The organism is Oscillibacter sp. PC13, assembly GCF_900115635.1.
Lineage (GTDB): Bacteria > Bacillota > Clostridia > Oscillospirales > Oscillospiraceae > Oscillibacter.
In genome coordinates this window covers 68,022-91,379 of record NZ_FOXE01000003.1, presented here as the reverse complement: position 1 = coordinate 91,379, position 23,358 = coordinate 68,022, and the positions used below count along the sequence as shown (strand labels likewise).

The 23,358-nt window shown below is 55.9% G+C and carries 24 protein-coding genes; 8 read left to right on the top strand and 16 right to left on the bottom strand.

Annotated features, from left to right (window positions below; genetic code table 11):
• Nucleotides 1–54 precede the first annotated feature (54 nt).
• A complete protein-coding gene (locus tag BMZ81_RS02345) occupies nucleotides 55–660 on the top strand; it encodes a lactate utilization protein (RefSeq protein ID WP_242942538.1) in 606 nt (201 codons plus the stop codon).
• Between the two features lie 46 nt (nucleotides 661–706).
• Here the strand turns inward: BMZ81_RS02345 and BMZ81_RS02340 are convergent, their stop codons facing one another.
• Nucleotides 707–991, bottom strand: a complete 285-nt coding sequence (locus tag BMZ81_RS02340; RefSeq protein ID WP_091128184.1) for a YlmC/YmxH family sporulation protein — start codon at nucleotides 989–991, stop codon at nucleotides 707–709.
• A 292-nt stretch (nucleotides 992–1,283) separates the two neighbouring features.
• On the opposite strand from BMZ81_RS02340, the gene sigG reads away from it, so the two are divergent.
• A complete protein-coding gene (sigG, locus tag BMZ81_RS02335) occupies nucleotides 1,284–2,054 on the top strand; it encodes an RNA polymerase sporulation sigma factor SigG (protein ID WP_091128182.1) in 771 nt (256 codons plus the stop codon).
• A 169-nt stretch (nucleotides 2,055–2,223) separates the two neighbouring features.
• Nucleotides 2,224–2,634 carry a PaaI family thioesterase gene (locus BMZ81_RS02330; protein WP_091128180.1) on the top strand — a complete coding sequence of 137 codons (411 nt, stop codon included), beginning with the start codon at nucleotides 2,224–2,226 and terminating at the stop codon, nucleotides 2,632–2,634.
• A gap of 210 nt (nucleotides 2,635–2,844) precedes the next feature.
• On the opposite strand, the gene BMZ81_RS02325 is transcribed toward BMZ81_RS02330, so the two are convergent.
• The 6 genes from BMZ81_RS02325 to BMZ81_RS02300 all read right to left on the bottom strand — a co-directional run bounded on the left by BMZ81_RS02325 (nucleotide 2,845) and on the right by BMZ81_RS02300 (nucleotide 9,283).
• Nucleotides 2,845–4,542 carry a glutamine--tRNA ligase/YqeY domain fusion protein gene (locus tag BMZ81_RS02325; RefSeq protein WP_091128177.1) on the bottom strand — a complete coding sequence of 566 codons (1,698 nt, stop codon included), beginning with the start codon at nucleotides 4,540–4,542 and terminating at the stop codon, nucleotides 2,845–2,847.
• A 166-nt stretch (nucleotides 4,543–4,708) separates the two neighbouring features.
• A complete protein-coding gene (locus BMZ81_RS02320) occupies nucleotides 4,709–4,963 on the bottom strand; it encodes a DUF6514 family protein (protein ID WP_091128174.1) in 255 nt (84 codons plus the stop codon).
• 178 nt (nucleotides 4,964–5,141) lie between these two features.
• On the bottom strand, nucleotides 5,142–5,744 hold the full coding sequence (locus BMZ81_RS02315) for a toprim domain-containing protein (protein ID WP_091128173.1): 603 nt from the start codon (nucleotides 5,742–5,744) through the stop codon (nucleotides 5,142–5,144).
• Complete coding sequence (holA, locus tag BMZ81_RS02310; protein ID WP_091128170.1) at nucleotides 5,741–6,796, bottom strand: DNA polymerase III subunit delta; 1,056 nt, start codon at nucleotides 6,794–6,796, stop codon at nucleotides 5,741–5,743. The genes BMZ81_RS02315 and holA overlap by 4 nt, the downstream gene beginning before the upstream one ends.
• Nucleotides 6,797–6,806: 10 nt before the next feature.
• Nucleotides 6,807–9,056, bottom strand: coding sequence for a DNA internalization-related competence protein ComEC/Rec2 (locus BMZ81_RS02305; protein WP_091128168.1), 2,250 nt, complete (start codon nucleotides 9,054–9,056; stop codon nucleotides 6,807–6,809).
• Nucleotides 9,053–9,283, bottom strand: coding sequence for a helix-turn-helix domain-containing protein (locus BMZ81_RS02300; RefSeq protein ID WP_091128165.1), 231 nt, complete (start codon nucleotides 9,281–9,283; stop codon nucleotides 9,053–9,055). The genes BMZ81_RS02305 and BMZ81_RS02300 overlap by 4 nt, the downstream gene beginning before the upstream one ends.
• A 190-nt stretch (nucleotides 9,284–9,473) precedes the next feature.
• On the opposite strand from BMZ81_RS02300, the gene BMZ81_RS02295 reads away from it, so the two are divergent.
• On the top strand, nucleotides 9,474–10,853 hold the full coding sequence (locus tag BMZ81_RS02295; RefSeq protein WP_177187164.1) for an S-layer homology domain-containing protein: 1,380 nt from the start codon (nucleotides 9,474–9,476) through the stop codon (nucleotides 10,851–10,853).
• Between the two features lie 190 nt (nucleotides 10,854–11,043).
• Here BMZ81_RS02295 and BMZ81_RS02290 read toward each other — a convergent pair whose 3' ends face one another.
• From BMZ81_RS02290 to BMZ81_RS02270, 5 genes are all read right to left on the bottom strand, one after another.
• On the bottom strand, nucleotides 11,044–11,382 hold the full coding sequence (locus BMZ81_RS02290; RefSeq protein ID WP_091128161.1) for a histidine triad nucleotide-binding protein: 339 nt from the start codon (nucleotides 11,380–11,382) through the stop codon (nucleotides 11,044–11,046).
• A gap of 28 nt (nucleotides 11,383–11,410) precedes the next feature.
• On the bottom strand, nucleotides 11,411–12,040 hold the full coding sequence (locus tag BMZ81_RS02285) for a flavodoxin family protein (RefSeq protein ID WP_091128158.1): 630 nt from the start codon (nucleotides 12,038–12,040) through the stop codon (nucleotides 11,411–11,413).
• Between the two features lie 210 nt (nucleotides 12,041–12,250).
• A complete protein-coding gene (gene alaS / locus BMZ81_RS02280; RefSeq protein ID WP_091128157.1) occupies nucleotides 12,251–14,893 on the bottom strand; it encodes an alanine--tRNA ligase in 2,643 nt (880 codons plus the stop codon).
• 397 nt (nucleotides 14,894–15,290) lie between these two features.
• The gene (locus BMZ81_RS02275) at nucleotides 15,291–15,473 is read right to left on the bottom strand and encodes a hypothetical protein (RefSeq protein WP_091128154.1); all 183 of its coding nucleotides are present in this window, start codon (nucleotides 15,471–15,473) and stop codon (nucleotides 15,291–15,293) included.
• A 24-nt stretch (nucleotides 15,474–15,497) separates the two neighbouring features.
• Nucleotides 15,498–15,938 (bottom strand): hypothetical protein, encoded by a 441-nt coding sequence (locus BMZ81_RS02270; protein ID WP_091128153.1) that lies wholly within the window; start codon nucleotides 15,936–15,938, stop codon nucleotides 15,498–15,500.
• Between the two features lie 116 nt (nucleotides 15,939–16,054).
• On the opposite strand from BMZ81_RS02270, the gene BMZ81_RS02265 reads away from it, so the two are divergent.
• The 4 genes from BMZ81_RS02265 to BMZ81_RS02250 all read left to right on the top strand — a co-directional run bounded on the left by BMZ81_RS02265 (nucleotide 16,055) and on the right by BMZ81_RS02250 (nucleotide 18,448).
• On the top strand, nucleotides 16,055–16,585 hold the full coding sequence (locus BMZ81_RS02265; protein ID WP_091128390.1) for a DUF5662 family protein: 531 nt from the start codon (nucleotides 16,055–16,057) through the stop codon (nucleotides 16,583–16,585).
• Nucleotides 16,582–17,226 (top strand): HD domain-containing protein, encoded by a 645-nt coding sequence (locus BMZ81_RS02260; RefSeq protein WP_091128150.1) that lies wholly within the window; start codon nucleotides 16,582–16,584, stop codon nucleotides 17,224–17,226. The genes BMZ81_RS02265 and BMZ81_RS02260 overlap by 4 nt, the downstream gene beginning before the upstream one ends.
• Before the next feature lie 165 nt (nucleotides 17,227–17,391).
• A complete protein-coding gene (locus BMZ81_RS02255) occupies nucleotides 17,392–17,763 on the top strand; it encodes a CidA/LrgA family protein (RefSeq protein WP_091128147.1) in 372 nt (123 codons plus the stop codon).
• Nucleotides 17,756–18,448: an LrgB family protein gene (locus tag BMZ81_RS02250; RefSeq protein WP_091128145.1), complete on the top strand. Its 693-nt coding sequence runs from the start codon at nucleotides 17,756–17,758 to the stop codon at nucleotides 18,446–18,448. The genes BMZ81_RS02255 and BMZ81_RS02250 overlap by 8 nt, the downstream gene beginning before the upstream one ends.
• 65 nt (nucleotides 18,449–18,513) lie before the next feature.
• On the opposite strand, the gene BMZ81_RS02245 is transcribed toward BMZ81_RS02250, so the two are convergent.
• From BMZ81_RS02245 to mltG, 4 genes are all read right to left on the bottom strand, one after another.
• A complete protein-coding gene (locus tag BMZ81_RS02245) occupies nucleotides 18,514–19,299 on the bottom strand; it encodes a helix-turn-helix domain-containing protein (protein ID WP_091128141.1) in 786 nt (261 codons plus the stop codon).
• Nucleotides 19,300–19,480: 181 nt separating this feature from the next.
• Entirely contained in the window at nucleotides 19,481–20,878 is a 1,398-nt protein-coding gene (locus tag BMZ81_RS02240; RefSeq protein WP_091128140.1) for an NAD(P)/FAD-dependent oxidoreductase, read from the bottom strand.
• A gap of 13 nt (nucleotides 20,879–20,891) precedes the next feature.
• Nucleotides 20,892–22,124, bottom strand: a complete 1,233-nt coding sequence (locus BMZ81_RS02235) for a peptidase U32 family protein (RefSeq protein WP_091128138.1) — start codon at nucleotides 22,122–22,124, stop codon at nucleotides 20,892–20,894.
• Nucleotides 22,111–23,274: an endolytic transglycosylase MltG gene (gene mltG, locus BMZ81_RS02230; protein ID WP_091128135.1), complete on the bottom strand. Its 1,164-nt coding sequence runs from the start codon at nucleotides 23,272–23,274 to the stop codon at nucleotides 22,111–22,113. The genes BMZ81_RS02235 and mltG overlap by 14 nt, the downstream gene beginning before the upstream one ends.
• Nucleotides 23,275–23,358 lie beyond the last annotated feature (84 nt).

The following is a 23,358-nucleotide window of genomic DNA, read 5'->3' as shown; positions in this document are numbered from 1 at the left end:
TGGATACTGGAAAGCGATATATTCTTTCTGCACATTTGAAAAGAAGTGATTTTTTTGGATTTTTCCCGCACGGCCGCAGCCATGGAAAAAAAGGGATATACCGTCTCTTGCTTTGCCTGCAAGGAAGATGCTGCCCGCTATGTGGAGGGGCTTTTCTGCGGCGCTTGCATCGGATTCGGTGATTCTGAAACCATTTCTCAAATGCGGCTCTATGAAATTCTCTCCGTAAAGAACACCGTCATCGATCCCAAGCATTTATGCGTTGGAAAAACATTTTGGGAAACCGCCAGGGATGCGCTGACGGCCGAGTACTTTTTTACCTCTGTCAACGCTTTGACGGCGGATGGCATTTTGGTCAACCTGGACGGAACCGGAAACCGTGTGGCAGGATCTCTTTTTGGGCATCAAAAGGTCTTTTATCTGATTGGCCGGAACAAACTGGCTCCGACTCTGGAGCAGGCCGTCTGGCGCGTTAGAAATGTCGCCGCTCCCCAAAACGCCAACCGTTTGAAGCTGAAAACCCCTTGTGCCATGAAGGGGGACCGGTGCTACGATTGCTCCAGCCCGGACCGGATCTGCAACGGGCTCTTGATTCAGCTGCGGAAGATGAACCATATGGAAACGGAAATTCTTTTCATCGACGAGGATCTCGGGTTCTGATTTTTTTCATGAAACAGGCTCACAGCTTTGCTGTGAGCCTGTTTTTTTAGTACTTGCGCCGACGCTTTCTCTCCAGGTTTGGATCCCGGTGCTGGAATGGTTTGTCGATGAGGATGATGTCATCCCCGATTCGCTGAATACAGTCCCAGGGGATATAAAACTCCTCTCCCCTGCCAAACAGTCCAAAAAAGCGACAGGGGCCAAACACCACAATGGCAATCACCTGCCCTTCCGGCACCCGGACATCCACATCTCCCACATAGCCCAAACGGCAGCCGTCACAAATATTGATAACCTCTTTGCACCGCAAATCCTTTATCCTGCACTGCATAGCACTCACCCCTTATCAGCAGGCTATGCAAAAAGAGGGCTGTCCTATACTCCGTCCACCAGAAAAGCAGCGTCAGCATGCCGGAGAGCATCTTGGTATGGTGCTTTGAGCAAGATGGACAGAATGCCCCAGACTTTTCATCGTTTTTCCAATATGCCAGCTTTGGATTTGATGGGCTGGCCGCAAAAGGTTACATCACTGTCCACAAAGCGACAAAAGCTTCCAGTATAGGAAAAATCCCCTCAGGCAATACTGATTCCAGAAGCTACAAGTGGTTGAGGGGGCGGCTTTTATGCAGGGGAAAGTCGAGATCGCAGGAGTCAATACCGCAAAGCTCAAGGTGCTGAAAAATGACGAGACCATGGCTTTGCTGCGCCGCACAAAAGAAGGCGATCAAGAGGCACGCCGCCAACTGATTGAGGGAAATTTGCGGTTAGTACTGTCTGTCATTCAGCGGTTCGCCAGTCGCGGCGAAAATGTAGACGATTTGTTTCAGGTGGGCTGTGTTGGTCTTATCAAGGCCATTGACAATTTTGATATCAACCAGCCGGTCCGTTTTTCAACCTACGGAGTTCCGATGATCATCGGAGAGATCCGGCGCTACCTCCGTGACAACAGCGCTATTCGAGTATCACGCAGCATGCGGGATACAGCCTACCGGGTTCTGCAGGTCCGGGACCGTCTGATTGCAGAAAACCAGCGGGAACCAACTGTGGAGCAGATCGCTAAGGAATTGGACATCCCCCGGGAGGAGGTTGTGTTCGCCATGGACGCCATTGTGGATCCGGTGTCTTTGTACGAGCCGGTATACTCTGACGGCGGCGATGCCATCTGTGTCATGGATCAGGTCCGGGACACCAAGAATACGGATGAGGACTGGACGGACAGAATTGCGCTGAAGGAGGCGCTGAAGCGCTTGGATCCAAGGGAGCGGAAGATTTTATCTCTGCGGTTTTACGAGGGCAAAACGCAGATGGAGGTTTCTGCAGAGGTTGGAATCTCCCAGGCCCAGGTATCCCGGCTGGAAAAAGGCGCAATCAACACCATCAAGAAAAACATTTGAGGGAGCGGTCCTGCCTAAGGACCGCTCCCCTTGCCTGCGGCAGAGCACATATCATAATGGATCCACTCCGCTTCTTTTAGAAAGTCCGCTTCTATTCTCCGAAAAAATTGACGCCTTCTTATTTCTGTGCTACCATGGCTTGGAAACGCAACAAAAGGAGTCTTTTTTGATGGAATACAAAGAACTTACCCATACCCGCAATTCTCAAAACCCCTTCGGCAAGCGGCTTGGAATTCAGGTAGAGGAAATCCGTCCCGGATATGCGCGCGTCACAAAGGCACTTGGGCCGGAGGATCTCAATCCGGTGGGAGTCCCCCACGGCGGCGTGTACTTCTCCGTGGCGGATACGGCTGCTGGTTCTGCCATGGCCTCGCACGGCTACTATGCCGTGACGGTCAATTGCAGCTATAATTTTCTCCGCAGCGCCAAAACCGGTGATCTTCTTACCGCCGAGGCCCGGGAGGTCAAGCCCGGACGCACGCTGGCGGTTTTTGACGTGCGCATCACCAACCAGGAGGATATCCTGATTGGGACAGGAACCTTTACCCTTTATAATCTGGGCAAAAAAATCGAGCTGTAACAGCAGAGCACCAGGCGCGGCTTCCTGCGGATTCTGGCGGTGCAGCCCGATAAACGATGAATATGCGCTAAAAGCACGATGTGTTTCATGCGTAAGGTAAGTCTCCGCTTATTAGGGCGGCAGATGAACACATCAAAATGAAAACTCCCGACAGAGACTGTTTTTGTCTCTGTCGGGAGTTCCTTTTTTGACCAGTCGCAGCAAGCTGCCCTACTTTTTAAAGCTGTCCTTCAGGCTAACGCTGCGGTTGAACACCAGATGGCCGGGTTTTGAGTCTTTGCTGTCCAGGCAAAAGTAGCCTAGGCGCATGAACTGGAAACTGGAAGGCGCAACAGCATTCTGCAGGCCTGCCTCCACCTTGCAGCCGGTGAGTATCTCCAAAGAAGCCGGATTCAGGCAGTCTAAAAAGTTTTTATCAGCAGCGTCAGGTGCTGCGTCGGAGAACAGGTTATCATACAGGCGCACCTCGGCGTCTGCGGCTGTGGCCGCATCCACCCAGTGAATGGTAGCCCCTTTCACCTTCCGCCCGTCAGCGGGATCGCCGCCGCGACTGTCGGGATCGTACTCTGCCAAAATCTCCACCACATTACCGTCGTCATCCTTCGCACATCCCGTGCAGGTAATCAGATAAGCGCCCTTCAGACGGCACTCCGGTCCCCCCGGGTACAAGCGCTTATACTTGGGCACAGGTACCTCCATGAAATCGTCTGCCTCAATATAGAGATGGCGGGAGAACGTCACCTCCCGGATTCCAGCATCCGGATCCAAGGGATTATTTTCCACGCTGACGGTCTCGTGCTTGTCCTCCGGATAATTGGTGATAGTCAGCTTGACAGGCCGCAGAACCGCCATAACACGCTGGGCCGTCTCGTTCAAATCCTCCCGCAGGCAGTGCTCCAAAAAGCCGTACTCCACCACGTTGGTAGACTTTGCAACACCGATGCGGTCGCAGAAGTTGCGTATGGACTTCGGCGTATAGCCGCGCCGGCGCAGGCCGCAGAGCGTCGGCATCCGCGGATCGTCCCAGCCGGATACCTTCCCATCCTCCACCAAGGCCCGAAGCTTCCGCTTGCTCATTACCGTATGGTCAATGCCAAGGCGGGCAAACTCAATCTGTCTGGGCTTGCTGGGCAAATCGCAATGTTCAATCACCCAGTTGTACAGCGGGCGGTGTGCCTCGAACTCCAGAGAACAAAGGCTGTGGGTCACCCCCTCCAGCGCATCTTGGATGGGGTGGGCAAAGTCATACATCGGATAGATACACCACTTGTCCCCCTGGCGGTGATGACGCATGTGGTTGATGCGGTAGATAACCGGATCCCGCATGTTGAAGTTTCCGCTGGCGAGATCGATCTTCGCCCGAAGGGTCATGGCGCCATTCGGGAATTCCCCTGCGCGCATCCGGGCAAAGAGATCCAAACTCTCCTCCATCGGGCGGTCCCGATAAGGAGAGGTAGCCGGCACACCGATGTCGCCCCGGTGGGCCCGGAATTCCTCCGGAGAGAGTTGGCACACATAGGCCAGCCCCTTTTTGATGAGTCCAACCGCTTGGCGATAGTCCTCTTCAAAATAGTCGGAACCGTAGAAAAAGCGGTCGCCCCAGTCAAAGCCCAGCCAGTGGATGTCCTCTTTGATGGCCTCTACGTACTCCTCATCCTCTTTGGTGGGATTGGTGTCGTCCATCCGCAGGTTGCACAGGCCATGATACTTTTCGGCAGTACCAAAGTCAATGGTCAGCGCCTTGCAGTGGCCGATGTGCAGATATCCATTGGGCTCCGGCGGAAACCGGGTGTGAACTGTCATTCCCTCATACTGTCCGCCAGGCGCGATGTCCTCTTCAATAAAAGCATGGATGAAGTTCCGGCTCTCCGGTGCTTCCTCCTGCATCTGTTTCATATCCTCTGCCATGGCTGTCCGTTCCTCCTGTACAACGTATTTCAAAGCAGGCTATTATTATACAAAATCCGCTTCGGATTTGCAAGGGAGAATCCGAAAGTCTGTAGGATCATTCATTTTTTTGAATGGAAGAAACCACTGGAAATGTCTGGTTTTGCCCAGATAGGAATTCCGGAAATTACATCAAAAGCCAGTCCTCCACCACATCCCGCACCGCTATCGGTGTCACACCACCACTGGCCAGCAAAGAAAGCAGCGTTAAAACGGCGTTTTGAGATTCTGTAATTCTCAAAATGCTCTCTGCTTCTTCCCCGCATTCCACGCAAAGGCCGTACTGTCCGACGGAATCCTCCAGCTCCTCTGACAGCAGGTAATAATTTACCTCAGCCTCTTTGCACTTGCTTCTTCCTATGAAGACCTTTTGCAAGCTCATTTCCCCCTTTTCACCTTTTGGCAGTAAACACACATACAGAAGCGTAGCATGTGTATGGGAGAAAGTTTGTCGAATCATGTCGGAAGGCGCAAAATTAACAAAAACTATATGCCATTCCTTCGGTTTTTCTCTCGTTTTTAGTTAAATTGACAATTTATCTGCACATTTCTTGGCAGCTTTACGATTCCTGCCCCTTTTCCTTTCCCATCTCCAAAAAGCTGTTGCGGTCATAGAGCAAATTCAACGCCTCCAGCAGCCCATTTGGTGTCAAATGCTCCGGCAGGTCCAGTTGCCGCAGCAGCGCCCTGCGGCGGCTGGCGCTGTCGGCCGTTCCGGTTAGGCCCAACTCGAAAAGATCTGCCTTGGTAATGAGCTCCTTCTGTCTGTCTTCTGCCGTCTCGTCCTCAAAGGTGGCGCCTGCCCGCCGCAGGGCCTCCAATAGCACATCGGGCCGCATGCCCTCCACGCCCAGCTTTCCCTCCTTGCCCGGGGTACGCTTGCGGCGCTCCTTACCGTATATGTCCGGGATATAGGCCTGTTTCACACGCTCCTTCGGCAGCGCACCCTTGAGATAACTGCGGATGACAAAGCCCGCCCCATCGCTGTCCGTGAGGACAATGAGCCCCCTCTCCTGTGCCAGCCGCCGGAGAAAAGCCAGCTTCTCCTTGTTGTTGAACACGGCGAAGCCCCCCAGGGTAACCACTGTGGCATCCACCACCTGGGCGAGGGTATTCTTATCGTAGCGGCCCTCCACTACGATCACTTCCCGAATCTTTTTCACTTCCGACGCGCCCCCAGCCGTACTAGCAACAGCTTCAGCTCCCCGGCTGCATCAACGCCCTTTTCGCTTTTCATCCGCCGGTCAAGCACCTGACACATCTTCACCGCGTCGGCGCACCAGCCGGCGCTGGTCTGCTGTGCCGCAGAGATCAGGAGCTTGGCAGGATAGTCGGACTTCATATCCCACAGTTCCATCAGCCAGTACTTGTCCTTTCCACTGTCGATGGCCATGCGAGCCGTGTAAATTCTCCGCAGTTGGCTGCCCAGTGCCGCCAGAATCATAATCGGCTCCGTCTGCATCTTCAAAAGGTCTCCCAGAATCCGGGCGGCCTCGTCGTAATTGCCCTTCAGTACCGCGTCGCTGAGCTTGAATACCTCTGCCGAAAGCACCGGGTCTGCCACCGCGTCGATATCCTTCTGGGTAATGGTCTTCCCCTTGGCATAGGTGCCGATTTTGGTGATCTCCGGCACCAGGCCCGTCATCAGTCCCCCGCAGATGAAAATCAGATACTCCGCCGTCTGCCGGTCGATGTCCTTGCCCAAAGCCCGGAAGCGCCGGGCGATCCAGGTGACCAGGTCGCTGTTGTCCGCCGGGCGGAACTCCACCGCCTCCACATGGTCCGCAATCGCCTTACACAGCTTTTTCATGGTCTTGTTGGGTTTATACTCCACTGTGTCGTACACAAACACCACGCAGCAGTAGGGCGGGATGTCTCCCAGGAAAGCGATGAGCTTTTCCCGCTGCTCCTCATTCAGCTTGAAGAGGTCGAAATCCGTCACCACAATCAGCGTCCGCTCCGCCAGCATGGGCATGGCCTCCGCCATTTCAGAAAGGGTTTGAACCGTCAGCTCCTTTCCCTCCATCCGGTGGTAGTTGAATTCCTCAAATCCGGCCGGCACCAGCTTCTTTCGCAGCTCTCCCAGATAATATTCCCGGAGATAGCTCTCCTCTCCATAGAAGAGATAGCCGCACCCAATTGTACTGGCGGAGATATCGTTTTTCAGTTTTTGAAAGGCCTCGTTGGCCTTTGGTGCTTTTTTTGTATATGCCATGACTGTTTCCTCAATTTACGGTGATGGTAATCGTGCCCTGCTTGTCCGTGCGGCAGATAGCCGCCCCGGCCATGGCCAGCCGCCGCAGGGCCTCATCCGCGGGATGGCCGTAGGAATTGCTGCCTACGCTGATAATCGCCGTCTCCGGCTTCACCGCCTCCAGCAGCGCTTTGGAGGAAGAGCTTTTTGACCCATGGTGGCCAACCACCAGCGCCTCAATATCCGGCAGGGCAAATGTCTCCAGCAGCTTTTGTTCCGTAGCGGCGTTCATATCGCCGGTGATCAGCAGATCATAGTCCCCCCGGGTGCAAAGTACCGCCAGTCCCTCCTCATTGTCGCCGCCGCTGCCAAGCGGCGGATAGACCGTCAGGCTGCTTTCCCCTAACGCATAATGAGATTCAGCCCCGCCAATGTATTCCACCGCCGTTCCCCGGCGCTCCGCTGCATACAGTATGGCTTCTCGGATCCCAGCGTCATCCGCCGCTGCGGGGAGCAGCAGCTTTTTTACCGGCAGACGGGCCAGCAGTGTCTCCACGCCGCTGACATGGTCGCTGTCATAATGGGTCAATGCCAGATAGTCCAGGGAACGGCAGCCGCGGGTCAGAAGCTGGTCTGCCGCGGTGCCGCCAGGGTCCTGCCAGCTGTTGCCGCTGCCGCAGTCCACCAAGGCAAACTTGCCGCTGTCCTGCAGCAGTACACTCTCTCCCTGCCCCACGTCCAGAACAGCGATGTTCAGCCCAGCCGCATACCGCGCCTGTCCGAGATACACGGTGAGGGCCAGCGTCAGCGACGTCAGCACAACAGCAAGGCCGTATTTTCGGCGGGATTTTGGTTTCAGCAGATACGCCGCGGCGAACAGCAGATAAGCATAGGCCAGCCAGTACTTGAGATAGGGATTCGCAAAGTACAGCGCGTGGTATGGAAGTGCCGCCAGAATATGGGCCGTCTCCAGAATATATCCGGTCAAAACTCTGGGGACCAGGCCCAGAACCAGGCCCAAGGGCCTGAAGAGGAAGCTCAGCAAAACGGCTGGCAGTCCCAGCAGAAACACGAAGCTCGCCGCCCAAAGGCACAGCAGATTGCTGAGAGGCGATACCAGCACCAGGATGCCAAAGTAATATGCCGAGAGCGGCACTGTGAATACCAACGCACCCATAGTGGCGGAAAAACTGGCGGAAAGTATCCGGAATATCCTCCCCCGCCGCTTTCCGCCCGTCAGCAGACGCTGGAGCTTCGGTGTCAGCCAGAGAAGGCCCGCCACTGCCCCAAAGCTCAGCTGCAGGCTGATGGACGCCGCGGCAAATGGATTTTGCAGAAGGATGAAAAACAGAGCCGCTGCCATGGCGGTGGGCGGATCTCCATTCCGCCGGAACAACGGTGCGGCCAGCAGAAATGACAGCATCACGCAGGCCCGAACCACAGAGGGGCTGCACCCGGTGATCAGCGCGTAAAACCAGAGCAGCGGAATCGTCGTCCCCGCCAGCAGCCGGCGGCGGTGCTGCCCAGCCAGCAGCGTCACCAGCGTCAGAAAGAATCCGCAGTGCATGCCGGACACCGCCAAGACGTGGGACAATCCCGCCTCAGACAAATCTGAAGCTGCCCCGGCGGAGAGGCCGCTTTTGTCCCCGGTCAGAATGGCGGTGAGAAAAGCGGCGTCATCGCCGTCAAACAAGCTTTCAATCCGGATCCGCATGGCGCGGCCGAGACGGACCGGAAGCCACCGGAGCGAGGACGCCGTCCCTTCCCCCGTCTCCGGTTCTCCCCGGGAGTAGGCCAGCAGAAACACGCCCTTGGAGGTAAAGCTCGTAATGTCGTCATCCCGGATGTGGGCAGCGCTTTGAAACCGTACGTCATCCGTCACTGACTGCCCGGGCAAAAGCTCCAGCAGGTTGAAATCACCGTAGTAAACCGCCTTTCCAGCAGGAAAGTCTTTTAACTTTACAACAGCTTTTGCGCCATAATTTGTCGGAACTGCATAGTCACAAAGAATCATGACGACATCGCAGCGCTCTGTGTCCACCAGCGCCTCCATAGGAGCCGAAACCTGCCGGATATACAGCCAGTTCCACCCCAGTGCCAGGGACAGCCCTACCCCAGCCAGCAGTATCCGTTTGTGCCAGATTCCCGGCAGAAGCAACGCCAGGCAAGCCGCCAACAGGCACACTGCAGCGCCTGGCAGCAGCCAGGTGTCCGGCAGAAGATACTGGGCCAGAAAGACGCCGCAGGAGAAGGCGCCGGTAAAGACGGCTAGGACTCTCATTTTCCGCGAGCTGGTTTTGGCGGCGTGGAATCGTCTGTGCGGCCCAGCAGATAGTCGGTGCTGACTTGATAATAGTCCGCTAATTTAATAACGGCCCATGCGGGAATTTCCCGCACCCCTTTTTCATAACGCCAGTAGACATTGCGGTTCATATTCAAATATGACGCAATTTCAATCTGAGACTTGTCATGATCAACGCGTAAGTCTTCCAATCTCTGAAAATACATGGAATCACCTCAATTGGATGCTACCAATTGGGAACATTCCCTTGTGTATTTTCACCCGAACGGCTTCAATAATACATTATAGCAGTGATTTACGCAAAACGCCAGCTTGACGCATTGTGACAATTGTAATAAAATAATGAAACTAAAACAAGCGTCTGCTTGTTCAGAAAAGAGAGGAGCAATCACCATTATGAAACGCATTTTTACCATGCTGGCCGCGACATTGCTGCTGACCGCAGCCCTGGCCGTGACCGCCTCCGCCTCGGATTTCGACACTGTGGCCGAGGATTTGTCCGCCATCGGCATGTTCCGCGGCACCGCCGACGGAGACTTTGCACTGGACAGAGCCCCTACCCGCAGCGAGGCCGCCATCATGCTGGTACGCCTCTATGGAGCTGAGGAGACCGCCAAGACTGCCTATGATGCCGGCGAGCTTGCGCATCCCTTTACCGACGTCAGCGATACCGCAGCCCCTTATGTGGCCTATCTCTATACCAATGGCATTGCCAACGGCACCTCCGCCACCACCTTCGGATCTGCCAACGCCTGCAGTGCCCAGAACTATGTGGTGTTTCTGCTGCGTGCCCTGGGCTATCAGGACGGCACAGACTTTGCCTATGCCGATGCCTTGACCTTTGCCCAGAGCAAGGGCTTCTATGACCCCATGATGTTCTCCGGTGCCTTCCTTCGGGATGACCTCGCCGCCGTCACCTACCAGGCTCTGGGCACTGATTTGAAGGATGGCAGCACCTATCTGCTGGACAGCCTCATCCAGAGCGGGGCGATTGCAAAGGACAAGGCCGCCTCCATGACATCCAAGATCGAGGCTTATCGCGGTATGAACGCTGCTACTTCCAAAATGGATGGAACCGCTATGGATGCCGACCTCGTCATGAAGATGGACATGACCGCCACCGCCGACGGTGAGACAGAGACTACCACTTCCGATGTGACCGGCAATGTGAAGATGATTCTGGATGAAAACGACATCCAGATGGCCTATTCCATGAAGACCACCACGGACGGCGTTGCCATGGACATGGGCATGTGGATGAAGGACGGCTGGATGTATATGAGCATCGCAGACGGTGAAGAGACGATGACCTATAAGTACCAGGTGGCTGATGAACTGGCTGCGCTGGAAGGCTTGGCCGGCATGCAGACCTCCGACATGGGTGTGAACGGTCTTGCCATGATTGACTCCATCACCACAGAAAAGTCCGGCAGCGACACGGTGTATACCGTGGTCATCGGCAAGGGTATGGCCGGTATCCTGAACGGCGTCCAGGACATGATGGGTGATGCCGGTATGGACATGTCCATGACCTTCGGCGACATCACCGCTACCTATACCGTAGACCGCAGTGGAAACCTGAAGAACATGAAGATGGTCTTCTCTGCCGCCATGAAGATGGATCTTGGCGAGGATATCGGCGTGATGGACGTGGCCTATGATTACGATGTTGCCATGACCATCAAGGCCACCGGAAACAGCGTAAAAATCACCTATCCCGACTTCTCCGGCTATCAGGAAATTGACCCCAGCGCAATGCCCGAGCTGGCAGCCTGATAAACGAAAGCAATCATAAAAAAGCAGCGCCATGCGGCGCTGCTTTTTTATATAGCTGCGGCTGTTTGCCCTGCTTCCCTCCCCGGCAAACCAGCAAACGCGTTTACTGAGGAACGAAAGAAGTTCAGAAGCGCTGGCGCAGATTTTGCCGTCAGGCAACCATGAAGCCAAGCAGGCTTTTGCGGCAAGCTCAGCCCGGAGGCCACGTCATGTCCCGTCCGCTGAGCACATGGAAGTGCAGGTGGAACACACTCTGCCCCGCCTGCTCCCCGATGTTGGAGACCACACGGTAGCTCTCCATTCCCTGCTCTTTCGCCAGCTTGGCGATCACCTCAAAAATATGTGCCACCACGCCGCTGTTTTCGGGCGTCACCTCGGACACGGAACCGATATGGGCCTTTGGAATCACCAGGAAATGGGTCGGTGCCTGGGGCGCAATGTCGTTGAAGGCATAACACACATCGTCCTCATAGACCTTGCTGCTGGGGATCTCTCCCGCTGCGATTTTGCAAAACAGACAATCGTTCATAAGGCTGCTCCCTTCTTTAAGCCGGCAATTACCGGATGAAATTTGTGGGTGTCCAATCCTCCTGCTCCGGAAGCTTCACGCCCGCCGCCTCTCCGGCGGCCTTGCACTGGAGGAACCACGCCATGTTCCGGCCCAGTGTCCGCATAATCTGGACGCCTTCCCGATCCTGCAGCACTTCCTCCGGCGTGTTGCCGTGGACCATGTTCCAGTATCGGGAGGAGATGATCGGCATCTCCAGATAAAGAAAGTATTTATTCAGCTGATCCAAAGAGGCCGTGGTACCCGCCCGCCGGGCGGAGACAATGGCCGCCGCAGGCTTGAAGGCAAAGATCCTTCGGTTATTTCTGGCCGCGTAAAAGGCCCGGTCCAAAAAGGATGTAAGCTTTCCGGCAGCCGACGCGAAATGCACCGGAGATCCCACCACATAGCCGTCATACTCCCCGGCGATGTCCAAAAATTCATTCACACGGTCCTGGATGACACAGCGTCCGGTCTCCGCGCACTTGCGGCAGGCTGTACAGCCCGCCACCGGCTGGGCGCCCAGCCAGAAATTCTCCGTCTCAATTCCGGCGGCGTGCAGGCTCTCCCCCACCAGAGAAAGCGCCGTGTCCGTGCAGCCGTGCTGGTGCGGACTTCCGTTGATCAGCAATACCTTCATCTTCCCGCTTCCTTTCTTCCAACCCCTGCGTGCCGCTCCATCCGCGCAGCAGGTTTTTCCCATTTTATCAGCTGCCCGGCAGACCATCTCCGCCGGGCAGCTGGCCTTTTTTCATTTTACATCGGCAGCGGCGGGAAACGCAAGGCTTTTATAGGGCTGGTTTAAGCGTTTGCCTTCGGCGAAGCCTCTGTACGCTGCATCTGAGGCAGGTTATCCCAACTTCTCGGACACGAAATCGTCCACGCTGGCCAGTGCATCGTCCAGCTTCAAAAGATCCGTGCCGCCGCCCATGGCGCTGTCCGGCTTGCCGCCGCCCTTGCCGCCGCAGACTGCGCAGACGTTTTTCACCAAGTCGCCGGCCTTGACGCCCTTCTTTACCGCCTCTGGGCCGCAGATGGCCAAGAAAGTGATCTTTTCCCCATTGACGGAGGCCAGCACGGCCACCACGCCTGACTCCTTGTCCCGCAGGAAGTCGCCCATCTGGCGCAGGGCGGCCGCATCCATCCCGTTGCGGATAGCGGTCAAAACCTTCAGCCCCTTTACATCCTTGGCACTCGTCAGGAACTGCCGGGCCTCACCCAGAGACGCCTCCGCCTGGAACTTTTCCAGCTCGTGACGCATCTCCTTCATCTCTGTCAGCTGCTGGTCAATCTTGGCCTCCAACTCGCCGGGGTTGGTCTTCAGCATCTGAGCCGCATGGAACAGCATCTGCTGGTTGCGGTTGACCGTCTCCAGCGTCAGCTTACCCACAGTCGCCTCAATCCGGCGGACGCCGGAGGCGATGGAACTCTCGGACTTAATGCGGAAGGGGCCGGCCTTGGCAGTGTTGTCCAGGTGGGTGCCGCCGCAGAACTCCATGGAGAAGTCGCCCATCTCCACAACGCGGACAGTGTCGCCATACTTCTCGCCGAACATGGCCACGGCACCCTTTTTCTTGGCCTCTTCAATGGGCAGAACCTCGGTAACCACCGGATAGCCCTCCAGAATCGCGTCATTCACCAGCTTGTCAATCTGGGCCAGCTGCTCCGGCGTAATGGCCTCAAAGTGGGTGAAGTCAAACCGCAGACGGTCAGGCTCCACCAGAGAACCGGCCTGATGGACATGGTCGCCCAGCACCTTCTTCAGAGCTGCGTCCAGCAGATGGGTGGCGCTGTGTGCCCGGCGGATGGCCTTGCGGCGATCCACATCAATGGACACCTCCGCAGAATCGCCCACCTTCAGCTCACCGCTTTCCAGCACACCCGTATGGAGGAACTTGCCGCCCTTGTTCTTCTGGACATCCTTTACCCGGAACACGCTGCTGCCGCAGGTGATGGTGCCGTGGTCGGCCACCTGGCCGCCCATCTCGGCGTACAGGGTGGTCTGGTCCAGCACAACGGTAGCCTCGGCGCCGGCGACGATTTCATCCCGCAGCTCGCCCTCCACCACGATGGCCAGCACCTTGCCGTCCGTCACATCGTTTTCATAGCCCACAAATTCCGTGGCAGGCATATCGGAGCCGAACTCAATACCGGCCCAGCCCAGGTCACCCAGCGCCTCCCGGGCCTTCCGGGCACGGACGCGCTGCTCTTCCATCAGCTGGTCGAAGCCGTCCCGGTCCACGGTCATGCCCTCTTCCTCCACCATTTCAACAGTCAGGTCGATGGGGAATCCGTAGGTATCATACAGCTTAAAGGCATCGGCACCGGAGAACACAGTCTCGCCCTTCTCCTTGTGAGCTGCCAGCAGGTCGTTGTAGATCTTCATGCCGCCGTCGATGGTGCGGGCAAAGTTCTCCTCCTCCGTGCGGACCACTTTGGTGATATAGGCCTGCTTCTCCCGCAGGTCTGGATAGGCGCACTCGTTCTCGTGAATCACCGTCTCCACCACCTCATGCAGGAAGGGACGCTCCACTCCCAGAAGCTTTCCGTGGCGGGCAGCCCGGCGCAGCAGACGGCGCAGCACATACCCGCGGCCCTCGTTGGAGGGCAGGATTCCATCGCAGATCATCATCACGCCGGATCGGATGTGGTCGGTGATGACACGCAGGCTCACGTCGGTCTTCTGGCTTTCACCGTAATGGGCATTGGTGATCTCGCTGACCTTGTTGGTGATGTTCATCACGGTGTCCACATCGAACAGGGAGTTTACGTTCTGGCACACGCAGGCCAGCCGCTCCAGTCCCATGCCGGTGTCGATGTTCTTATGGGTCATCTCCGTATAGTGGTTTTCTCCATCATTGACAAACTGGGAGAATACGTTGTTCCAAACCTCGATATACCGGTCACACTCGCAGCCGACCGTACAGCCGGGCTTGCCGCAGCCATGCTCGGGGCCGCGGTCATAATACACCTCGGAGCAGGGACCGCAGGGACCTGCTCCGTGCTCCCAGAAATTGTCCTCCTTGCCGAAGCGGAAGATCTTTTCGGCAGGGATGCCGATGTCCTTGTTCCAAATCTCAAAGGCCTCTTCGTCATCCAGATAGATAGATGGATACAGTCGGTCGGCCTCCAGTCCTACTACTTCCGTCAAAAACTCCCAGCAGAAAGGAATGGCCTCCTTCTTGAAGTAGTCGCCGAAGGAGAAGTTGCCCAGCATCTCAAAATAGGTGCCGTGGCGGTCGGTATGGCCGATGTTCTCAATATCGCCGGTACGGATGCATTTCTGGCAGGTGGTGACACGGTTGCGGGGGGGCTCCTCCTCCCGGGTGAACCAGGTCTTCATGGGGGCCATGCCGGAGTTGATCAGCAGCAGGCTCTTGTCGCTGGCGGGGGGGATCAGGGAAAAGCTGGGCAGCCGCAGGTGGCCCTTGCTCTCAAAATAGCTGAGGAACATCTCCCGAAGTTCATTCAGCCCGTGGTAGGGATGTGCCATAATGTATTCTTCCTCCAATATTACAAATTTTCTGGAATTTAAATCAAAAGCGGCGGATTTTCCGCAGCCGGGCAGGTGGATCCAGCGCATGTAACACAAAAAGCCCCCGCCCCTCTGGTTAGGGGCGAAGGCCTCAGCTTCGCGGTACCACCCTAATTGTCCCCCTCAGCGGGGAAATCTTAAGCCATCCGGTAACAGGGATGAGTCGTTCCGCTCTTCGCGGACTGCTCCAAAGTGGCTGCTTCGCGGCGTAGGCAAGGGGTTTCCACCATGCTCCCCTCTCGCTGGGCCGGTTTCGCAAAGCTGGCTTTGTCATCGCATTTGCTTTTATAACCACAAATATTATATCCTTTTTGTTGGTATTGTCAACGCCAATTTCCGCAAATTCCGGACAAAATTAAGGTTTTTTCTCCTTCTGCCCGGATTGGTTTCCCTCCAGCAGAATGCATTTTCCCGTGGCGGCGCAGCAGCCGCATCCCATGCAGTGAACCGCTCCGCTTTTTCCGCCGTACAGCGCCCTCCAAACCAGCCAGATTCCTCCAGCGAGGATCCCAAGTGCCAGCCATCCGTACCAGGTCATTGAATCCCCTCCTTTTTTCTGAATTTACCATAGGAAGGGCGTCTCTGTCAGTGGCATCTGCAACAGACGCAGTCCCAGCAGCGGCAGCAGTTGCACCGCATTTCCGGGCAGCGGCGGCAATGGAAATTCCTGCGGCACCACTTCCCCGCCGTCCGGTCGCGGGAGCGCCCGCTGGACGCACAGCACAGGCTCTGTCAGGCTGGACAGCGTCAGGCTGTCTCTGGGGGACAGGCCGCAGGTAATCACGGTATCCGCCCGCACCCGTGTGAGCACAGAGGCCGCCCAGTCCCCCGGAACCAGCAAAACCCGGCAGCTTGCATCCACTATTTGTCGGCATCCCTGCTCGGTCAATGCCAGCAGACTCCAGTTTCCGTCTGCCAGCATATCTCTGCTTTTCAAAATCCGGATACCCTTCGGCAGCAGCTTCTCCCAATCTGCAGGACAGTCAAAAATTGCAGCCTCCATTTCAACACCTCCCGGTTAGTGTCTGCGGCCATGCGGATTCCATGCAAAATTTTGCTCGTTTTTTCTCCGCCGCCGTGCTATACTGGAAAACAGAATGTTGTTTTGAGGTGAGTTCCTTGCATTTCTGGGGTCATTTGAAAACTGTCCACCGCCACCGGGCGTTGGTTCGGAAATATTGCTTTCGCCTGGGGCTGTACTGGCAGGGCCTCACCCACGATTTGTCCAAGTACGCCCCGGTGGAGTTTTTTGCAGGTGTCAAGTACTTTCAGGGCGACCACAGTCCCAATGACGCCCAGCGAAAGGCGTTCGGGTACAGCGCCTCCTGGCTGCACCACAAGGGGCGCAATCGCCACCATTTTGAGTACTGGACGGATTACAGCCCCACCGGGGAAGGCATCGTCGGCGTGGAAATGCCGAAAAAATATGTGGCGGAGATGTTCTGTGACCGTCTGGCCGCCAGTAAGGTCTATCGTGGAGATGCCTTCAATCCCGGCGATCCCTATCGGTTTTTCCTTCGCGGCAAGCAGCGCCGCCTGCTGTTGCACCCCGCCACTGAGTCCCTGTTGGAGACAATTTTAATCAAACTGCGGGACGAGGGCGAGGACGCAGCCTTTGACTATATCAGACATGAGGTGCTTGGAAAATGAAGGATCTCACCCTTTTGACGGAGCGCGCCGTCTCTTGTCTGCGGGATCTTTTCCAGGGCGAGAGCAGCGGGCATGATCTGCACCATACGCTGCGGGTATACCGCACGGCCATGTCCATTGCGGAGAGTGAGGGCGGTGACCGGACGGTGATTGCTCTGGCCGCTCTGCTCCATGACGCGGATGACCAAAAGCTTTTTCATACGGAGAATCTGGCCAATGCCCGCGCCTTCCTGCAGGAAAACGGGATTTCTCCGGAGCTGGAGGAGCGGATCTGTGCTGTCATCCGTGAAATCTCCTATCGTGGAACGGACTCCGTAACACCCGCCACACCGGAGGGGAAAATTGTCCAGGACGCGGATCGTTTGGATGCCGTTGGAGCAATCGGAATCGCCAGGGCCTTTGCCTTCGGCGGCAGCCGGGGCCGCCCCATCCACGATCCGGAGGAGGCGCCGAAGCTGACGATGTCCGCCGCGGAATATGCCGCAAATCAGGGCACCAGCATCAATCATTTCTACGAAAAGCTGCTGAAGCTGAAGGATCTGATGAATACAGAGTACGGCAGGCAGCTGGCTGCGGAGCGCCATGCGTTTATGGAACAATTTCTGACGGAGTTTTATGCTGAGTGGAATGGCGAGCGATAACGGAAAGCAGGCTGCTTATGCAGCCTGCTTTTTTCTGTCGGAAACTGACTCCACTGCACAATTTTTATTAGCGAGTTTGCCGAAAGCGTCTGTTCGCAATTGCAATCAACGGCTATACGTGCCATAATGGCAAAGTTATCGACCATTTGGAAGAAGGGATCCCTGTTGAAATTTGTCAAACAATTTGGAATCATCCTGTTCATCTCTTTTATTGGAGAGGTTTTTCACGATTTGATTCCCCTGCCGGTTCCCGCAAGCATATACGGCGTAATTCTGATGTTTCTCTGTCTGGAGCTGAAGCTCATCCCCATCAGCGCCGTAAAAGAAACCGGTCATTTTTTGGTAGAGATCATGCCGCTGCTGTTTATTCCCGCGGCCGTGGGACTTCTGAACGCTTGGGACGTCATCCGTCCCACATGGATGCAATACATTGCCGCCACATTTCTCTCCACATTTGCGGTAATGGTTGTCTCCGGCCTTGTCACGCAGGCTGTCATTCGTCGTAAAGGGAAAAAGGAGGCAGAAAACCATGGGTGAATTCTTTGAAAACTCCGTCTTTTTCGGCGTATTTGTCAGTCTGTTCTCCTATGGCATCGGCGTACTTTTGAAGAAGAAGTGGAATCTGCCCATCTTCAATCCCCTTTTGATTTCCATTGTTCTGACCATGCTGGCGCTGCTGACATTTCATGTGGATTACGCAATCTATCAAGAGGGCGCCAGGTTCATCAGCTATCTCCTCACACCAGCCACCGTCTGCCTGGCCATCCCGCTCTATGAGCAGTTTGATCTGCTGAAGAAAAATTGCCGGGCTGTGCTTCTGGGCATTGCCTCCGGCGTTTTGACCAGCCTTTGCACCGTGCTCATTTTGTCCCTTTTGCTGCAGCTCGATCACAGCGCCTATGTGACGCTGCTGCCGAAGTCCATCACCACCGCTATCGGCATGGGTATTTCCGAGGAGCTGGGCGGCTATGTATCCATCACCGTCGCCGTCATCATTGTCACCGGCATGCTGGGCAATATTTTCGCTGAAACCGTCTGCCGTATTTTTAAAATTACGGATCCCATTGCCAAAGGTGTGGCCATTGGCACCGCCTCCCACGCGGTCGGCACCGCGAAAGCCATGGAGATGGGCGAAGTGGAGGGTGCCATGAGCAGTCTGTCCATCGTGGTGTCCGGGCTTCTGACCGTAGTAGGCGCCGGGCTGTTTGCACCACTTCTGTAGCTTTTGGGCGTATGGGATCGGCAGATAGAATTCCCCCGTGGATCCTAAAAATCCACGGGGGAATTCTAGTGAATATACGTGCCCCAAAAGCTCAGTATCCGCAGCAGCGGGTACCATAAATTCGGGTAGTGCTCCCGCAGAAATGCCTCTACCTGGGCACAGGTCAGGCCGTCACTCCACAGCAGAATATTCTGTCCGGAAGCATCCTGGCCAACGGCCGTCTCTCCCAAGGCCGCTATGCCTACCGCGATTTTCTGCCCGACAGCCGCCACGCCGCCGGCATAGACGCCGACGGCCGCAGATCCAAAAGCCAGAATTCCCACAGCAATTGCCCCCAAAGAAACCGTGCCCACTGCCAGCGCACCGATGGAGAGCACTCCCACGGAAAAAGCGCCCAGGCTGAATACCCCAACGCCGGCAGCGCCGATGGCGACCACGCCCACCGCAGCGTTGCCGATGGCAATGACGCCCTTGGCCACACCGTCCCGTCCCGGAAATCCGCGGCGGGTAAAGCGGACAGATACCAGCGGAAGACCGAAAAGCCGTGTCTCGCTGTCATAGGCATAGCCCCGGAAGTACTTCGCCAGATCATCTACTTTCTCCTCCAGGCGGGTTGTCTCTGTCAGACAACCCGTGACCTCCTCCAGCTCTTCCATCTGGTTCTTCACCAAATAATCTATGCTGACTCCAAAAAGCTCTGACATGGAAATTAGCTTTACAAGCTCCGGCATAGCTGCTCCGCTCTCCCATTTACTGACGGATTGGCGGGTCACACCCAGCCGGTCCGCCAGTTGCTCCTGTGAGAGGCCCTCCCTGCGCCGCAGAGCCATCAGCTTCTCTGAAAATTCCATCACCAGATCCTCTCCTTCTTTTTTTGATGGCAATATGCTAATCCACCCGCCGCGCAAACACAAGAACGCGGCGGGTGGAAATTTGTCAACCTGCGGTTGCAGCCCTGGCTGCAGAACGATTTATGCAAGAAGGAAAGGTTTTCCAAACCCGCTGCCGATGGATGGAGCGGTGCTTTTTCGATTAGCCCTCTTCCGCAATTCTGCGGCCCATCAGAACGCCCATGACGGACGCCATCATAAGGCCTCTGGTCCAGCCGGAGCTGTCGCCCAGGCAGTGGAGTCCCTTCAGGCTGGTATTGAAGTCCGTATCCATCTTTACCCGGTTGGAGTAGAACTTCAGCTCCGGAGAGTACAGCAGCGTCTCATAGGCGGCAAAGCCCGGCACCACATAGTCCATGGCCTGAATGAAGTTGATGATATTGGTCATGGCCCGGTAAGGCATGGCGGCAGTGATGTCGCCGGCCACCACATCCGGCAGGGTGGGCCGGATGTTGGACTGGGCCAGCTCCTTCTGCCAAGTGCGCTTGCCATCCAGAATATCGCCGAACCGCTGCACCAGGATCTGGCCGTTTGCCAGCATATTTGTCAGCTCGCCTACCTTCTGGGCATAGGCGATTGGCTGATTGAAAGGAACAGAAAAGTTATGGGAGCAGAGGATGGAGAGGTTCGTGTTGTCGCTCTTCATCTCCTTATAGGAGTGGCCGTTCACCACTGCCAGGTTGTTATCATAATTCTCCTGGCTGACAAAGCCGCCGGGGTTTTGGCAGAAGGTGCGGACCTTGTTCTTGAAGGGACGGGGATAGCCAACCAGTTTGGACTCATACAGCACCCGGTTGACGGTCTCCATCACCTCATTGCGGACCTCCACCCGGACACCAATGTCCACAGTGCCGGGATTATGGGCGATGTTATGCTCCGCGCACAGCCTCTCCAGCCAGTCGGCCCCCCGGCGCCCGGTGGCCACCACCGTATGTTTTGCATAAATTTCCAAATTGGTTTTGCCGTTGGAGATGGAGACGCCCTTGCAGATATCATTCTCCAGGACCAGATTCTGGCACTCATAACCAAAATACATTTCAACGCCGTTTTCCTGAAGATATTTCTCAATGGCCAGGTAAATGCCCTGGGCCTTCTCCGTGCCCATATGGCGGATGGGGCAGTCCACCAGCTTCAGTCCAGCCTGAATGGCGTGCTTACGAATCTCCTTCCGCTCCTCCTCATTGCCCAGGCCTTCAATATGCTCATCCGCACCAAAGTCCAAATAAATCTTATCCGTATAATGAATCGTCTCCTGGGCCACATCCGCTCCGATCAGCGTTGGGAGATCGCCGCCCACCTCATAGCTGAGGGACAGTTTGCCATCAGAGAATGCGCCTGCGCCGGAAAAGCCTGTGGTAATGTGGCAGTACGGCTTGCAGTTCATACATTTTTTTGTCTTGTCCTTCGGGCAGTGGCGGTTCTCCACGCTCTGCCCCTTTTCCACCATGACAATTTTCTGGCGGCTGCCCTTTTTGATCATCTCCAGGGCAGTGAAGATACCGGCGGGACCGGCGCCAACAATCACAAGGTCTGCATTCATATCTCTGTTCTCCTTACTTCGCTGATAATTCCACCGCATGACGCACCAGGGAAAACGGCGGCACCGCCTGCGGCAATTTCATATAAAAGGTCATCTGTGGGGTCTTTGGCTCTGTAAGCGGCTCCCCAGCCGTATCCGACATTTCCGGCACGCTCATGGCAAAGGGCCGCAAATCGGGTCCTACAAGCTCTACGGTGTCTCCGGTGCGGAATTTGTTCCGCAAAGACAGTGTCGCATTGCCCGCTTCGTCACATTCTTCGACAAGTGCAACCACTTGCCACTCTCTGATGTAGCGGGAATCCTGGTAATATTGTCCCGGCTGTCCGTAGTAAAATCCCGTGGCATAGTGCCGATGGCTGACATGTTCCACCTCATCCCGCCAAACTGGATCCGGTTTTCTTCCCTCTGCCGCAGCATCCAGGCAGTGGCGGTAGGCTCCAGTAACAATGGCTGCGTAATAGGCGGATTTGGCCCGTCCCTCAATTTTCAGGCTATCCAAACCAACGGCAAGCAGATCATCCAGATGGTCAATCATGCACATGTCCCGGGAATTCATGATGTACGTACCCTGTTCATCCTCAAACACCGGGAAATACTCTCCGGGCCGTTTTTCCTCCATCAGAGCGTACTGATAGCGGCAGGGCTGGGCACAGGCGCCGCGGCTGGAATCCCGTCCGGTCATGTAATTGGACAGGAGGCACCGGCCGGAATAGCTGACGCACATGGCGCCGTGGACAAATGCCTCCACCTCCAGCTCCGGGGGCGTTTTCTCCCGAATCGTCCGGATCTCCTCCAGGCTCAGTTCCCGGGCCAGAATTACCCGGGAAGCGCCCTGGTCATGCCAGGCCCGGGCGGTCTCGTAGTTACAGATGCTTGCCTGGGTGGAGATGTGGCGGGCACATCTGGGTGCGTAGCGTCCCGCCAGCGTAAAAGCGCCCAGATCCGCCACAATCAGCGCGTCCACACCTGCGTCATTCAGCAGTTCCAGATGCTGCGGCAGCCGTGCAATCTCATCATTCCGGGGCATGGTGTTGATGGTGCAGTGGACACGTACGCCATGGCGGTGGGCAAAGTCCACCGCCTGGCGCAGTTCATCCCCCTCAAAATTCCCGGCAAAAGCCCGCATACCAAAGCTGGTGCCCGCCAGGTACACGGCGTCGGCGCCGTACAGCACCGCCATCCGCAGCTTTTCCATATCCCCCGCCGGAGCCAGCAGCTCCGGCTTTTTTCTCTTAGTTTCCGGCATATTGATCACTGTTCAAAAATGCGTTGTGTTCTTTCAGGGTCGTGGAGAAGTGGTGCTTTCCGTCCTTCCCCAACGCATAGTAATAGTAGTCGGTGCTTTCCGGGTTCAGCGCCGCCTCAATGGCAGCAAGGCCCGGATTTGCGATAGGCGTGGGCGGCAGCCCCGCGTACTTATAGAGGTTGTATTTGGAATCCACCTGCTTGTCCGCATTGGTGATAGCTCCCTCATGGTCTGGAATGGCGTACAGCAGCGAGGCATCAATCTGCAGCAAACCGTATGTGCCGCCCTTATCGCCGGCTCCCTCCAGACGGTTGTAGATAACGGAGGCAATCTTCTTCTGGTCTGTTCCGTCGGTCTCCTTTTCAATCAGGGAGGCAATGGTGATCACGTCCTGCAGATCGTATCCCTTGGCCTCTGCCGCAGCCAGATCATCCTCATTTAATTTATTGTCAAAATTGCTGATGAGCTTTCCCAGTGCGTCCTTGGCATTGTGATTTATATAAAATTCATAAGTGTCCGGAAACAGATAACCCTCCAACCGGCTGATATCCTCCGAGCTGCTGTCAATATATTCGTAGCCGAAATCCCCAGTCTGGGCCGCTTCGGTCAGGGCCTCCTCCGTGTTGACGCCGTTTTTGGCCAGCAGGGCGATGGTCTGGGCCACCGTATACCCCTCCGGGATGGTAACACGGACCGTGTCCGCGCTCATATTGCCGGAGGAATTCCGCATTCCCATAATCAGCGCCCGGTAATCCATATCCGTGTTCAGTTCATAGGTGCCGATGCCGATTTTCTCATCGGCATTGGCAACGGAGGCAAAGAGTTTGAAGAACCACTTATACTCAATGAGATCCGCATTCTTCAGTTTTGTAGCAATCGTGCCCATCGTATCCTCGGAGGTAATCTGCACCGTAACGGTTTTCAGATCCTTATTGAACGCGCAGAGATCCGTGATCAACAGCCAGCCCACACCAGCCAGAATGGCCGAGGTGAGCAGTACAAACAGAATATACAGCATTGGATTGACGTGGCGCCGCCGCTTACGGCGTGTCTGGCCGCCGCTGTGATGGTGGCCAGGCTCTCCCGCCTGACTGCGGCGCACCTGTTCTGCGTCCCAGCTGGCAGTATCGCCCTTCCTGTAATCAGCCATAGAAACCTCCATTCCTTCTTGTCCCGGTGTACCTCCGCCGGAAACAGCCTATATTTTTTCATATTTTTTTCATACTCGCAGGAA

Bases quoted from the DNA above. Each gene is read 5' to 3' on its own strand.
- BMZ81_RS02260 (WP_091128150.1), top strand. From the start codon at position 16,582: ATGAAGGATCTCACCCTTTTGACGGAGCGCGCCGTCTCTTGTCTGCGG.
- BMZ81_RS02235 (WP_091128138.1), bottom strand. From the start codon at position 22,124: ATGCCGGAAACTAAGAGAAAAAAGCCGGAGCTGCTGGCTCCGGCGGGG.
- BMZ81_RS02320 (WP_091128174.1), bottom strand. From the start codon at position 4,963: ATGAGCTTGCAAAAGGTCTTCATAGGAAGAAGCAAGTGCAAAGAGGCT.
- sigG (WP_091128182.1), top strand. From the start codon at position 1,284: ATGCAGGGGAAAGTCGAGATCGCAGGAGTCAATACCGCAAAGCTCAAG.
- BMZ81_RS02290 (WP_091128161.1), bottom strand. From the start codon at position 11,382: ATGAACGATTGTCTGTTTTGCAAAATCGCAGCGGGAGAGATCCCCAGC.
- mltG (WP_091128135.1), bottom strand. From the start codon at position 23,274: ATGGCTGATTACAGGAAGGGCGATACTGCCAGCTGGGACGCAGAACAG.
- holA (WP_091128170.1), bottom strand. From the start codon at position 6,796: ATGGCATATACAAAAAAAGCACCAAAGGCCAACGAGGCCTTTCAAAAA.
- BMZ81_RS02245 (WP_091128141.1), bottom strand. From the start codon at position 19,299: ATGGAATTTTCAGAGAAGCTGATGGCTCTGCGGCGCAGGGAGGGCCTC.
- alaS (WP_091128157.1), bottom strand. From the start codon at position 14,893: ATGGCACATCCCTACCACGGGCTGAATGAACTTCGGGAGATGTTCCTC.
- BMZ81_RS02275 (WP_091128154.1), bottom strand. From the start codon at position 15,473: ATGACCTGGTACGGATGGCTGGCACTTGGGATCCTCGCTGGAGGAATC.
- BMZ81_RS02270 (WP_091128153.1), bottom strand. From the start codon at position 15,938: ATGGAGGCTGCAATTTTTGACTGTCCTGCAGATTGGGAGAAGCTGCTG.
- BMZ81_RS02330 (WP_091128180.1), top strand. From the start codon at position 2,224: ATGGAATACAAAGAACTTACCCATACCCGCAATTCTCAAAACCCCTTC.
- BMZ81_RS02305 (WP_091128168.1), bottom strand. From the start codon at position 9,056: ATGAGAGTCCTAGCCGTCTTTACCGGCGCCTTCTCCTGCGGCGTCTTT.
- BMZ81_RS02295 (WP_177187164.1), top strand. From the start codon at position 9,474: ATGAAACGCATTTTTACCATGCTGGCCGCGACATTGCTGCTGACCGCA.
- BMZ81_RS02340 (WP_091128184.1), bottom strand. From the start codon at position 991: ATGCAGTGCAGGATAAAGGATTTGCGGTGCAAAGAGGTTATCAATATT.
- BMZ81_RS02240 (WP_091128140.1), bottom strand. From the start codon at position 20,878: ATGAATGCAGACCTTGTGATTGTTGGCGCCGGTCCCGCCGGTATCTTC.
- BMZ81_RS02325 (WP_091128177.1), bottom strand. From the start codon at position 4,542: ATGGCAGAGGATATGAAACAGATGCAGGAGGAAGCACCGGAGAGCCGG.
- BMZ81_RS02300 (WP_091128165.1), bottom strand. From the start codon at position 9,283: ATGTATTTTCAGAGATTGGAAGACTTACGCGTTGATCATGACAAGTCT.
- BMZ81_RS02250 (WP_091128145.1), top strand. From the start codon at position 17,756: ATGGGTGAATTCTTTGAAAACTCCGTCTTTTTCGGCGTATTTGTCAGT.
- BMZ81_RS02285 (WP_091128158.1), bottom strand. From the start codon at position 12,040: ATGAAGGTATTGCTGATCAACGGAAGTCCGCACCAGCACGGCTGCACG.